Source organism: Polaromonas sp. JS666 (genome assembly GCF_900103405.1).
GTDB lineage: Bacteria > Pseudomonadota > Gammaproteobacteria > Burkholderiales > Burkholderiaceae_C > Polaromonas.
On sequence record NZ_FNHX01000009.1, the window covers coordinates 1 to 12,641 of the forward strand.

Sequence of the window (12,641 nt, forward strand, 5' to 3'; positions counted from 1 at the left end):
CGGTGCTCGGTCCAGCCGGGGTCTGGCTAAACTCGCTGCGCTGCGCTTCGCTCAGACAACGCCAGCCCTGATCCGTCTGGACCTCCGCTCCTCGGCGCATACACAAGGGGTGGGGACAGGAATACCAAACAGCCAAACACCGAAATCCACAAGGACACGCCTTGGCGTGTCCTTGTTTGTATTTGGTTTCTTTGTCTTCTGTCCCCGCTCCCGATTGCCCCGTCCTGGCTGGGCCGAGGAGCGCAGAGACAAGCGGATCAGGGCCGGCGTTGTCTGAGCCGAAGGCGAGTTTAGCCGGACCCCGCTTGGCTCGAGCACCGCAGGTTGCCCGTAGCGCAGCGAAGGGACCCAGACTGCGGGTCGCCTTTTCTTTGCTTACGTTCTTTTGGCGAAGCAAAAGAAAGTAAGTCGCCCGCCGGGGCGAGACCCGGCCAGCAAGCCTTAGCAAAGACCACTAACGCCCGAGCCGGCGCAAGGCCTGCGCCGCACAGGCCTCAATGCGCGTGATGATGCGATCTCCAGACCTTGAACTTGTCATAAAGCACCTGCTCCAGGGCCCAGCCCGAGGTCAGTGTCACTACCAGGCCCATGAGCAGCGCATTGAGCAGGGCGTTGTCGTGCCCGCTGTAGCCCCAGACCCAGGGCGAGATCATCAGGCCCACGCCTAGCAGGACGTTGGCCCAGTCGTCCATGTGGTTGGGCAGGAAGAGGTCTTGCGATGCCAGGACGATGACGGAAATGCCCACGACCACCGAGCACCATGCCGCCGCCGCGGGCAGCGCCAGCGCCCAGGGCGCGATGCACAGCCAGAGCCCCGCGAAAATCTCCAGCCTGTCTTGCCAACGATTGAGGGTATCCATGACAACCTCCGTAGTAAAGCCAAGGGAATTTCAGTGTAGAACTCCGGCGGAAATACGCAATAAAGGCTGGCAGACCCTGAGGACGGAGATGTCTTTCGGTTTCGGGCGCTTCCTCAGCCACCCTTGCCGCGCATGATGGCCGCGGCCACGTCGGGTGTGGTTTCGGCGTAGCGCTTGAACTCCATGGTGTAGGTCGCGCGGCCCTGGGTCAGCGAGCGCAGGGTGGTGGAGTAGCCGAACATTTCCGACAGCGGCACCTCGGCGCGCACCAGCTTGCCGCCGCCGCCCGCGATGTCTTCCATGCCCTGCACCATGCCGCGCCGCGACGAGAGGTCGCCCATCACATTGCCCATGAAGTCCTCGGGCGTTTCCACCTCCACCGCCATCACGGGCTCCAGCAGCACCGGTTTGGCGCGGCGCATGGCCTCCTTGAAGGCCAGCGAGCCGGCCATGCGGAAGGCGTTTTCGTTGGAGTCCACGTCATGGTAGGAACCGAACACCAGCGTGGCCTTCACGTCCACCACCGGGTAACCTGCCAGCACGCCGGCCTTGAGCGTTTCCTGGATGCCCTTGTTGACGGCGGGAATGTATTCGCGCGGGATCACACCGCCCTTGATGGCATCGACGAACTCATAACCCTTGCCCGAGGGCTGGGGCTCCAGGTTGAGCACCGCATGGCCGTACTGCCCGCGCCCGCCCGACTGCTTGATGAATTTGCCTTCGACGTCGTTCACCGCCTGCCTGATGGTTTCGCGGTAGGCGACCTGCGGCTTGCCGACATTGGCCTCGACGCCGAACTCGCGCTTCATGCGGTCCACCAGGATTTCCAGGTGCAGCTCGCCCATGCCCGAGATGATGGTCTGGCCCGACTCCTCGTCGGTGTGCACGCGGAACGAAGGGTCTTCCTGTGCCAGGCGGTTCAGCGCGATGCCCATCTTTTCCTGGTCGGCCTGGGTCTTGGGCTCCACGGCCTGCGAGATCACCGGCTCGGGGAACACCATCTTCTCGAGGATGATGACGTGGGCCGGGTCGCACAGCGTGTCGCCGGTGGTCGCGTCCTTCAGGCCCACGGCGGCGGCGATGTCGCCGGCGCGCACTTCCTTGACCTCGTTGCGTTCATTGGCGTGCATTTGCAGGATGCGGCCCAGGCGCTCGCGCTTGCCCTTGACGGGGTTGTAGACCGTATCGCCGGCTTTGACCACGCCCGAATACACACGAAAGAAAATCAGCTGCCCGACGTAAGGGTCGGTCATGATCTTGAAGGCCAGCGCCGAGAAGGGCTCGTCGTCGTTCGGGTGGCGCTCGGCCTCGCCCACGTCATCCTCGGTGTGGCCCAGGATGGCGGGAACGTCGGCCGGCGAGGGCATGTAGTCGATCACCGCGTCCAGCATGGCCTGCACGCCCTTGTTCTTGAAGGCGCTGCCGCAGAGCATGGGCACGATCTCGTTGGCGATGGTGCGCTGGCGCAGGCCTTGTTTGATCTCGTCCTCGCTCAGGGGCTCGCCCGCCAGGTATTTGTTCAGAAGGTCGTCATTGGCTTCGGCAGCCGCCTCGATCATCTTGGTGCGCCATTCGTTGGCGGTTTCCAGCAGTTCCGCCGGGATGTCGCCGTACTCGAAGTGCACGCCCTGGCTGGTGTCGTCCCAGATGATGGCTTTCATCTTGACGAGGTCGACCACGCCCTGGAAATGCTCTTCCGCGCCCACCGGGATCTGCACCGGCACGGCCACGCCCTTGAGGCGCTCGCTGATCTGGCGCTGCACGCGGAAAAAGTCGGCGCCCACGCGGTCCATCTTGTTGACGAAGGCCAGGCGCGGCACCTTGTACTTGTTGGCCTGGCGCCAGACGGTTTCCGACTGCGGCTGCACGCCGCCCACGGCGTCGTAGACCATCACCGCGCCGTCGAGCACGCGCATGGAGCGCTCGACCTCGATGGTGAAGTCCACGTGGCCCGGCGTGTCGATGATGTTGATGCGGTGCTCGGGATAGTTGCCCGCCATGCCTTTCCAGAAGGCCGTGGTCGCGGCCGAGGTGATGGTGATGCCGCGCTCCTGTTCCTGCTCCATCCAGTCCATGGTGGCCGTGCCCTCATGGACCTCGCCTATCTTGTAGTTCACACCGGTGTAAAACAGGATGCGCTCGGTCGTGGTGGTCTTGCCGGCGTCGATGTGCGCGCTGATGCCGATATTGCGGTAGCGCTCTATGGGGGTATGGCGGGGCATGGCGAACTCCTTTTTTTGCCGGCTGCGCATATTGGAGTTGTGGCGCAACCGGGTTCGCCAGTTTGCGCCAAAGCGGCGGGTTTTGCATGACTCATTTGCAGCAGCCCCTCTGCCGCCAGGCCTGAAACTCAGTCGCCGTGCAGCATGGCCGCCATAAAGGCAGGCAAAGGCCGGCCATGGCCGTCGTACAGCAGGTACTCGGCCATGGGCCGCAGCACCTGCCGCACCGAGGCGCGCGCGCTCATCCTGCTTCGCCAGGCCAGCAGCCGCGGCGTCTCGGCGGTGAGAGGGGCGCTCATGCGCTCGCCGAACACCATGGCCATATAGAGAGCGATGTCGGCATTGGAAAACTCCCCAAGCATGTAGTCCTGCGCGCCCAGCAGCGCTTCGAGGTAGCGGTAAAAATCCCGCGCGCCCTGCAGCGCCGCGACGGCCTGCGGGTCGTCCAGCCTGTCCTGCAGGCCCATGAGCTTGATGACGTGCGGAAAGTAGACCTCGTCCGAGCGGTGCTCCAGCTGGCGGGCCCTCGCGCGCTTGTGGATGCCGGTGAGCCACAGCGCCGGCTCGGGCTTGAGGTCTTCGAGGTATTCCAGGATTTGCGTCGAGTCGAAGACCTCCACGTCGCCGTGCACCAGCACCGGCACCTGCTTCTTGGGGTTGATGCGCACCACCTCGGGATCCTTGGGCGAATAGCCCTGGGCCTGCGAGAAAGGCACCATGACGACTTCCAGGGTAATGCCTTTTTCGATGGCGGCGATCTGCACCTTGGCGCCGAACATGCTGAGGCGGGCCGAGTACAGGCGTATGGATGGCGATGCGGAGTTGCGTGTAGAGGCCATGGGTGTGGGTGTTTTGTGTGAGGCGAAAAAATCAGGGCGCGGAAGGCGGCGGCTCGCGGTCGAACAGGCCGGGCGCGCCGCCTATCTCGGCGCCTTCGATCAGCAGTATGCGCAGCTTGGTGGACACGCCGCCGGGTGCCGAGAAACCGCCCGAGCGCGCACCCGAAGCCAGCACGCGGTGGCAGGGCACGATGACGGGAAAAGGATTGTGGCCCAGCGCCTGGCCCACGGCGCGCGACGCACCGGGCTCGCCCAGCAGGGCGGCGATTTCCCCATAGGTCTTGGTCTTGCCCGGCGGGATGTCCTGCGCGGCCGCGTACACGCGCTGGTGGAAGGGCGTCTCGTGGCGCAGGTCCAGCACGCAAAAACGCAGGTCGCGGGCCTCGCCTTCGAACAGGGCCACCATGGCGTCTATGGCTTGCTGCATGGCGGGTGGCGGCGCGGCGGCCTCCAGCAAGGGGAACTGCCGGTGCAGTCGCGACACCATGCGGCCTTCGGTCTGCTCGGGCAGGCGAACGGCGGCGATGCCGTGTTCGTTCCACACCAGCGCGCACTGCCCTATGGCGGTGGCGAAAAGCGTGAAGCCGTGAGGTTCGCTGTCGGCAATCATGGTGCGCCACATGCTACACGCGTGGGCCGTTCCCAGGACATCTGAAGGGGAATGTAAGAATTAATTTCGTTACCTCTCTTGCATGCTGCTCAAGCTTTTAATTTTTCGCAGACGTACCATGCCTTCTTTTTTGAAGGAACTCACATGGCAACACCGTTCTTTGGCAAGCGAGAAAACGAGACACCGACGGGCCTGCGCAACAGCCCTGGAAACGGCTATAGCAACACCGGCTCGGCCAGCACGCTGCATTCGGCCCCGCTGTCCGGCCAGCAGAACAATGCCGCCAAAGCCGTGAACGAAGCCTCGCCTTCCACCACCGCCACCAAGGAAGGCGGCAGCAAGCTCACAGTGGGACCCAACATCAAGCTCAAGGGCGTGGAGATCACCGACTGCGACACCCTGGTCGTCGAAGGCCTGGTGGAAGCCACCATGGATTCGCGCGTGATCCAGATCTCCGAGCAGGGTGCTTTCAAAGGCTCGGCGGAAATCGACGTCGCGGAAATCCGCGGCGAATTCAACGGCAACCTCACGGTGCGCCAGAAGCTGGTGATTTACTCGACTGGCAAGGTCACGGGCATCATCCGCTACGGCAAGCTGGTGATTGAAGAAGGCGGCCAGCTTTCGGGCGAGATCCTGTTTGGCGCGCTGGCCGCTGCCAAGCCGGCCGCTGTGAAACCAGGACTGCAGGCGGTGTAGGAGACTTAAAGCAACAAGCGAGCGCGGCTCAGCCGCAGCATCGAATCGGCCCATCACTTTCCCGTCGTTCGCGACAGGAAGGTGATGCGGCGTTTTGCGTTCGCCCTACCAAAAGCGAAACACCAGCGGTATCAGCGCGGAAGCCAGCACCACCTGCAGGCCCAGCGCCAGCCCGGCATAGGCGCCTGCGTCGGCATTGATCTGCAGCGCGCGCGCCGCGCCCAGGCCGTGTGACACCGTGCCCAGCGCGAAGCCGCGCGCGGCCCAGCCGGAGGCGTCGCGCGGGATGCGAAGCGCGTCAAACAGGTATTTGCCGCTAAGGGCGCCCACCAGGCCGGTGATCACCGCGAACACGGCCGCTAGCGCGGGGATTCCGCCTATTTTTTCGGCAATACCCATGGCCACGGGTGCGGTGACCGATTTGGGGACCAGCGACAAGGTCACTTCCGAAGGCAGGCCCAGCGCCCAGCCCATCAGCAATGCGGAGCCGCCGGCCGCGATACCGCCGGCCAGTGCGGCCAGCAGCAGCCGGCCCCAGCGCCGGCGCAATTCCTCGCGGCGCAGCCACAGCGGCCAGGCCAGCGCCACCACCGCGGGGCCCAGCAGGAAATGGATGAACTGCGCGCCCGCGAAATAGGTGGGATAGGGCACGCCGGTGGCCAGCAGCGTGGCGGCCAGGCACACCACCGTCCAGAGCACCGGGTTGGCCCAGGGCGCTTGCCCCAGGCGGGCATACAGCGCCTGCGCCAGCACATACACCACCAGCGTGGCTGTCAGGCCGAACAGCGGCGTGGCCGACAGGTAGACCCAGAGTTCGACAAATTTAGGCATCTGGCGGCTCCTGCGGCTTCGCTTCGCCGCGGTCCCGCAGCAAATGCAGCGTCAGCACGGTGACCGCCAAACCCGCCAAAGTCGACACCAACACGGCCAGCAAAATGCGCGCGCCGTACTGGCTGACCAGCGAAAGATGGGTCATGACCCCCACGCCGACGGGTACAAAGAGTAACGAAAGGTGCGAGAGGAGAAAGTCTGCGCACACTGACACAGGGCCTCGCACCAGCTCTGAACGCAGGGCCAAGAGCAGCAAAACCATGCCTATCACCGGCCCCGGAAACGGCAGGGAAAAGCCGCGCGACAGCAGTTCCCCCATCGATTGAAAAACCAGTAACCAGGCCAATCCGCGCAGTGCCGTCATCGCGTCAGGCCTTTAGGGCTTGTTGGCAAACAGGTCTCCTTGCGGCCATTCTTTCACCGCGTTGGCCGCGCCCCACAGCGCCTGGTCTATGTCCTTGAAGAAGGCGCGGCGCTCGGCATGCTCGGGCCTGGAATTGAAGGCCACCACCCAGGCATAACCCTGCCGGGTCCTGAGTGCCAGGGTTTGCAGGCCCGGCTGGCTGCCCGTGTGCCACCAGTTGTCGCCCTTGTCGCTTCTGACCACATGAATGCCCGCCCCGTAGAAGGCGCGCGGGTTGACTTCTTTGGACAACACAGGCTCGCTGCGCATGGCCCGCAGGGACTCTTCATTGAGCAGGCGCTTTCCCCGTGTGCCGTCTATCGCCAGGAAAAATTTCAGGACCTCCGTCGGCGTTGCAATCCATGCGCCCAGCGCATCCATGTTTTCGACCGAATAGGAGCCGTAGGGGCTGGGCACGTTCGCGTTCGAGACGCCGGGCGCGCCGCGCTGCAGCGGCTCGCCGGGAAATGGGTAGTACTTGGTCTCGCCGGGCCGGCTTTCGGTGCTGCTGGCGGCCTGAAAGCCTTTGCCGATGACGGGCTGCAGAAACTCCCGGCTGCTGAAAGCCCGGTAGGACTCGCCGCTGACGATCTCCACCACTCTGCCCAGCATGCAGTAGCCGGTGTTCGAATAGGCGAAGCGCTCGCCGGGCGTGAAGTCCAGTTTCTCCTGCAGCGAGTCGCGGATGATGGCGTCGCAGCTGACGGGCGAGACGCCTTGCCGGCGGGCAATCTCCCTGAGCCGCGGCTGGAAGAAGGGGTCGCCCGAACGCTCCCGGTCAAACCCGCCCGAGTGCTGCAGCAGGTGGCGGATGCGGATGTCTTTCGCGCGCGGGTCGGCGGGCGAAGCGGGGGCTATCCCGGCTTTCTCGAACAGGGGCAGCACCGGGTCGTCCAGTTTCAGTTTCCCGTCCTCCGCGAGCTTGAGCACCATGACCGCCGTCAAGGTCTTGTTGATGCTGCCCATGCGGGTGAGGGTTTGCGGCGTCATGGCCTCCTGTTTGTCCTTGTCGGCATAACCGTAGCCTTTGGCAAGCAGCAGCCTGCCGTCCTTGGCCACGGCCAGGCTGGCGCCGGGAATGTCGTGTTTCCTCATGACCTCCAGCACGGCCTTGTCGAAAGGCTCGAGCTTGGGCAATGAAGAACCTTGTTGGCAGAGCCCCGATTGCGGAAGCCATGCAAGCAAGACGCTTGCGAGGGCGCCAAGAAGCCGTCCAGATGTGGTGAGGGAAGTGCTGGCGCCGCTGGACCGTGTTGTGTGCATGACCTTGCCTCGGGTTTTTTGCGCAGTCTACGTGATCCCGATCCGGCCGTGCCCCGGCCCTTGTTTAGAACCGCGGCAAGTCAGGATGCTTGATTTGCCCGGCCCGCACCAGCATTTTTCCGTATTCGGCGCAGCGGTTCAGCGTGGGGATCACCTTGCCCGGGTTGAGCAGGCCCTTGCTGTCGAAGGCGCGCTTGACGCCGAACATCTGCTCGTTTTCCTCGGCCGAAAACTGCACGCACATGGAGTTGAGTTTTTCCACGCCCACGCCGTGCTCGCCCGTCACGGTGCCGCCCATGGCGACGCTGGTCTCCAGGATGTCGGCGCCGAAGAGTTCGCAGCGGTGCAGCTGGTCGGGGTCGTTGGCGTCGAACAAGATCAAGGGGTGCAGGTTGCCGTCGCCCGCGTGGAACACGTTGGCGCAGCGCAGCTGGTATTTTTTCTCCATCTCCGCGATGGCCAGCAGGATGTCGGCCAGGCGCTTGCGCGGAATCGTGGAGTCCATGCACATGTAGTCGGGGCTGATGCGGCCGGAGGCCGGGAAGGCGTTCTTGCGTCCGCTCCAGAAGCGCAGGCGTTCGGCTTCGTCGCGGCTGACCGCGATGGCAGTGGCGCCGCAGCGGCGCAGTACCTCGCTCATGCGGCCTATCTCCTCTTCGACCTCCTCGGGTGTGCCGTCGCTTTCGCACAGCAAGATCGCTTCGGCGCTGAGGTCATAACCGGCGTGCACAAAATCCTCCACGGCGGCCGTCATGGGCTTGTCCATCATTTCCAGCCCGGCGGGGATGATGCCGGCGGCAATCACCGCGGCCACGGCGTCGCCCGCCTTGCGCAGGTCGTCAAAGCTGGCCATGATGCAGCGCGCCAGCCGGGGCTTGGGCACCAGCTTCACGGTGACCTCGGTGGTCACGGCCAGCATGCCTTCGCTGCCGATGATGACGCTCAGCAAATCGAAGCCGGGGGCGTCCAGCGCCTCGCCGCCGAACTCGACTTCCTCGCCTTCAACGGTGAAGCCCTTGACCTTGAGCACGTTGTGCACCGTCAGCCCGTACTTGAGGCAGTGCACGCCGCCCGAGTTCTCGGCGACGTTGCCGCCTATGGTGCACGCGATCTGACTGGAAGGGTCGGGCGCGTAATACAAGCCCAGCGGCGCGGCCGCCTCGGAGATCGCGAGGTTGCGCACGCCGCCCTGCACCACGGCCGTGCGGCTGGCGGCGTCGAGCTTCAGGATTTTGTTGAACTTGGCCAGCGACAGCGTGACACCCAGCTTGTGCGGCATGGCGCCGCCGGAAAGCCCGGTGCCGGCGCCACGCGCGACCACCGGCACGTCCAGCGCATGGCAGGCCTTGAGCACGGCCTGCACCTGCGCATAGGTTTCAGGCAGGGCCACCACCAGCGGCCGCTGGCGGTAGGCGGTCAGGCCGTCACATTCGTAAGGTGTGGTGTCTTCGTGGTTCCAGAGCAGCGCGTGGGCCGGCAGCACCGCCTGCAGCGCGCCGACCACCTGGACCTGGCGTTCACGGCGTTCAAGCGGGTGCTGTTGCCAGGCTTCAGGGGGTGCATTCATGGATGGCCTTCGGGGAGAAAACCGGTTCTCGCCGGTGATGAAGGCACTTTAATGCAAAGCCGGGGCTGGTGGCGTGAAGAAAATGAGGGTGTTTTGTGAAAACGCTTGCTGGACCAGTTTTTTTCAGCCTCTCGGCCAAGGTTTTTCTTTTTCAGCGGCCCGTCATGCCAATGCCCCGCATTTCGCTTTCGGTCATTCCTTGCGGATGTCGAACAGTTCCAGAGCTTCGTCGACAAGAAAGAAACTGGTGCCGCTTCCGCCGCGCGTTTTTGCATCAAATCGCACTATGCGGCCAAGTTCAGGCGCATACCATGCATTGGCGGCGTATACCGCGTTAGTCTTGAGAAAAGTTCCCCGTTCTGTAAACCCGGTGAACTCGACCCGCATGATGCGAAACTCGCGCTCGCCAATGCGCATGGTCGATTCATCGGCTGCGCGGGCCGTGACGCTCATTCCGATTCGCTGGTTTTGCATCTTGGTTTCGTACTGGAGTTGCCATGTCTGCCCGCGTTCCGGTGTCTTGGTGATCCAACCGCCCGGCGGCATGGCCAACTCATACTCCCCGGCAATGGCGTTGGTGAGTGTGACAACCTCGCCGCCGGCCCGCTCCACCCGGCTTCCCTGGTTGAAGATCAGTTGGTCTCCATCCATGCGGTCCAGCCGGTACCTGATGTTCTGTGTCAATCCGGTGGTTCGATCACGCAGCCGGTACTCGAAAACTTGCGCATTTCCTGCCTGGGTGGCCGCAGCAGGTTTGCTGCGCTCACTGCGCGCAGCCAGCGCTGCCGCCGAACGCGCGGGTACCTCGGCAATCCAGGCGGCCGGTACGGCGAAATTCAGGTTTTGCGCATCGCGCAAGATAAAGGTGGTGATGCCAATCAGACGGCCTTGCGCGTCGAAAAGGCCACCGCCGCTGGAACCCGGCGAAATGGGAACCGTGATTTGCAGCGCGACGAACTCATCGTTGTCGGCACGGCGGATGCCGGACAGAAGACCATCGCTGATCGTCATTTCCAGCCCGCGCGGATTGCCGATGGCATAGACCCGGGCGCCGATTTTCGGCGTCCCCGTGGAGGCTATGGTGACCGGCGGCGCGTTGAAATTGGCCACCTTGAGCTGGCACAGGTCGCGCGCGGTGTCCGCGTGTTCGAGGCTGGCGCCGTAAGCGACGTTGTCGCGTGTCACCGAAACCTTGCGCGCCTTGGCCAGCACATGGCAATTGGTGATGAGCGAGCCGGCTCGAATGACAACCGCGCTGCCTGAAGCGATCGGCCTTCCCGCATCATCAAAGGTCTTGACGACCCAGATACTGGGTGACAGGCGCTCAAAGAGCTGTTCCGCGCTCGGTGTTGCATTTTGGGCAAGGACATTGCAGCCAACCAGAAACAGGCCTATGCCGCGAAACATGGATTGAAATATCACTGTGCGCCTTATTGAGCGTTCGGTTTATCGTGCTGGAGGTAACAGGCCGCTCAGGTCGTCGAGCGTCGCTGGGCCGGATGCGCGGTTTCGTTCTTGGGTGCTGCGACCTGCGGTGTCGTTCACGGCACTGGGGCGCGGTGCGACTGGCAACAGGCCGTTGAGGTCGTCGAGCGTCACGGGACCGGGTGCGCGGCTTCGTTCATTGGTGCTGCGCGCTGTGGTGTCGTTTGCGGCAAGGGCGCGCGGTGCGCCGGGCGTGAGCGGAATTGCGCCGGTATAAGCCAGGTGAGGCAGGTGTTTTACGGCCATGCTTTCGCTTTGAAGGCCGAAAACGGGGTGACCCACAAAGAGGCCCATCGTGATGCCGGTCTGCACATAGGTCGTGCGACCGTCCTCCAGGTCAACGTCCAGGCTCGTCTCGATTTCAGTGCGGGCACTGACCGTGTATTTGCCTGCCGCGCGGTCAACAAAGAAAAAACCGTCGGGTTGAGACTTGCCGACAACTTCGCCATTGAGTTTGATGTCCGGCTGGACTACCGGCCCGAGACCGCCTGAGCGGTAGACCACCAGACGCCCGTCACCCGGACGCAGGGTAGGGAAGCTGGCTTCGACTTCGGCATAACGGGGGCCAGTGGCCGCACAGCCGGTCAGAAAAATGGCGACAGCAATGACAAGCAGTCGAAAAATCCGCATCAATTCCCCCCGGCCTATTTGTTGGAATCGCGCGAGTCTAACATTCAGTTACGGCTGTGAAGTGCCTCAGCTTGAGGCGATCCAACGCCCCGCCCATGCCGGCTGCGCCGGGCAGCGGGATGGGCGCCTGCAGCGTCAAGGCGACGGTGAACCGGCGCTGGGCCAGGAACCCGTTCAGCCCTTCAAGAGGTTCTCAGGACTTCGTGCCCGGGGCCTTGCTGGCGCCCGGCGTGTCATAGAACTTGACCTTGCCGGTCTTCACGTCGTACATGGCGCCCACGATCATGATCTCGCCCTTTTGCTCCATCTCGCGCAGGATGGGGCTCTTCTCGCGGATGGTCTCCACCGTGAGGCGCACATTGCTCTCGGCCACCATCTCGACAAAAGCGTAGTTTTTGGACGTGCGGTCCTTGATGTCGGCGGAGACCAGGTTGGCGGCCGGTTTGATCTTGCCGATCAGGCCGGTCAGGTTGCCCAGCTGGGCGTCGTCACACGCGCCCTTGATGGCACCGCAGCTGGTGTGGCCCATCACCACCAGCAGCTTGGCGCCCACGACCTTGTGCGCGAATTCCAGGCTGCCCAGGATGTCTTCATTGACGATGTTGCCGGCCACGCGCGCATTGAAAAGGTCGCCTATGCCCTGGTCGAACACGATTTCGGCCGGCGCGCGCGAGTCTATGCAGGACACCACGCTGGCCAGCGGGAACTGGCCGTCGGCCGTCGCCTTCATTTCCTTGAGGTAGTTCTGGTGGCGCGGCTTGCCGGAGACAAAGCGCGCATTGCCGGCCTTGAAGCGCGACAGGATTTGCGCGGGCGTCACAGCGTCCTGGCAGGCCTTGGCGTCCTGGATGGTGCAGAAGGTGCCGGGTTTGACGGATTTGCCGGCCGCTTTGCCCTCGGCGTGAGCCAGGGGTGAAATGGCGAGCATGGAGAGCATGATGCCGGCCAGGCCGGCGGCTAATTGATTTTTTCTCATGAGACTTTCCCTCGTTGAACAAGTTGATTTTTTACCATGTGCCGCTGGCCGGGTCCTCGTACGGTGCCATGGTCAGCCCATCATAGGCATGAGCCGGTATGGGCGCAAAACCACTTGTCGGACGCATGAGATCCGTTAACGCTATCGGCGTACGCAAAATGCGCTACAAGTCAAAAAGGCCTTGAACAGGGTGCAAAGCCCCGGCAGGGTGAGCGCTCGTTAAGGCTTTGCACGCCGGGTAGAGGCGTTCTTATTCACA

At 63.5% G+C, this 12,641-nt stretch carries 12 protein-coding genes; 1 reads left to right on the forward strand and 11 read right to left on the reverse strand.

The features are described 5' to 3' along the window. Window positions 1-494 precede the first annotated feature (494 nt). The 4 genes from BLQ85_RS18765 to BLQ85_RS18780 form a co-directional block, all read right to left on the reverse strand. On the reverse strand, window positions 495-860 hold the full coding sequence (locus BLQ85_RS18765) for an SPW repeat protein (RefSeq protein ID WP_074579214.1): 366 nt from the start codon (window positions 858-860) through the stop codon (window positions 495-497). Window positions 861-973: 113 nt separating this feature from the next. Next, window positions 974-3,082, reverse strand: a complete 2,109-nt coding sequence (gene fusA / locus BLQ85_RS18770; RefSeq protein WP_074579457.1) for an elongation factor G — start codon at window positions 3,080-3,082, stop codon at window positions 974-976. 128 nt (window positions 3,083-3,210) lie between these two features. Further along, window positions 3,211-3,921 (reverse strand): glutathione S-transferase family protein, encoded by a 711-nt coding sequence (locus tag BLQ85_RS18775; protein WP_074579216.1) that lies wholly within the window; start codon window positions 3,919-3,921, stop codon window positions 3,211-3,213. 31 nt (window positions 3,922-3,952) lie between these two features. Next, the gene (locus BLQ85_RS18780) at window positions 3,953-4,543 is read right to left on the reverse strand and encodes a methylated-DNA--[protein]-cysteine S-methyltransferase (protein ID WP_254806483.1); all 591 of its coding nucleotides are present in this window, start codon (window positions 4,541-4,543) and stop codon (window positions 3,953-3,955) included. 132 nt (window positions 4,544-4,675) lie between these two features. On the opposite strand from BLQ85_RS18780, the gene BLQ85_RS18785 reads away from it, so the two are divergent. Next, window positions 4,676-5,227, forward strand: a complete 552-nt coding sequence (locus tag BLQ85_RS18785) for a bactofilin family protein (protein ID WP_074579217.1) — start codon at window positions 4,676-4,678, stop codon at window positions 5,225-5,227. 105 nt (window positions 5,228-5,332) lie between these two features. Here BLQ85_RS18785 and BLQ85_RS18790 read toward each other — a convergent pair whose 3' ends face one another. From BLQ85_RS18790 to BLQ85_RS18820, 7 genes are all read right to left on the reverse strand, one after another. Beyond that, window positions 5,333-6,058, reverse strand: a complete 726-nt coding sequence (locus BLQ85_RS18790) for an LrgB family protein (RefSeq protein WP_074579219.1) — start codon at window positions 6,056-6,058, stop codon at window positions 5,333-5,335. Beyond that, window positions 6,051-6,422, reverse strand: coding sequence for a CidA/LrgA family protein (locus BLQ85_RS18795; protein ID WP_074579221.1), 372 nt, complete (start codon window positions 6,420-6,422; stop codon window positions 6,051-6,053). The genes BLQ85_RS18790 and BLQ85_RS18795 overlap by 8 nt, the downstream gene beginning before the upstream one ends. A gap of 12 nt (window positions 6,423-6,434) precedes the next feature. After that, entirely contained in the window at window positions 6,435-7,598 is a 1,164-nt protein-coding gene (locus tag BLQ85_RS18800; protein WP_074579222.1) for a serine hydrolase domain-containing protein, read from the reverse strand. A 190-nt stretch (window positions 7,599-7,788) separates the two neighbouring features. Continuing rightward, window positions 7,789-9,291 (reverse strand): FAD-linked oxidase C-terminal domain-containing protein, encoded by a 1,503-nt coding sequence (locus tag BLQ85_RS18805; protein WP_074579224.1) that lies wholly within the window; start codon window positions 9,289-9,291, stop codon window positions 7,789-7,791. Between the two features lie 192 nt (window positions 9,292-9,483). Next, entirely contained in the window at window positions 9,484-10,698 is a 1,215-nt protein-coding gene (locus BLQ85_RS18810; protein ID WP_074579226.1) for a S1C family serine protease, read from the reverse strand. A 39-nt stretch (window positions 10,699-10,737) separates the two neighbouring features. Beyond that, the gene (locus tag BLQ85_RS18815; protein ID WP_083336915.1) at window positions 10,738-11,406 is read right to left on the reverse strand and encodes a DUF2846 domain-containing protein; all 669 of its coding nucleotides are present in this window, start codon (window positions 11,404-11,406) and stop codon (window positions 10,738-10,740) included. A gap of 193 nt (window positions 11,407-11,599) precedes the next feature. Next, window positions 11,600-12,382 carry a carbonic anhydrase family protein gene (locus BLQ85_RS18820; RefSeq protein ID WP_175456152.1) on the reverse strand — a complete coding sequence of 261 codons (783 nt, stop codon included), beginning with the start codon at window positions 12,380-12,382 and terminating at the stop codon, window positions 11,600-11,602. Between the last annotated feature and the right edge of the window lie 259 nt (window positions 12,383-12,641).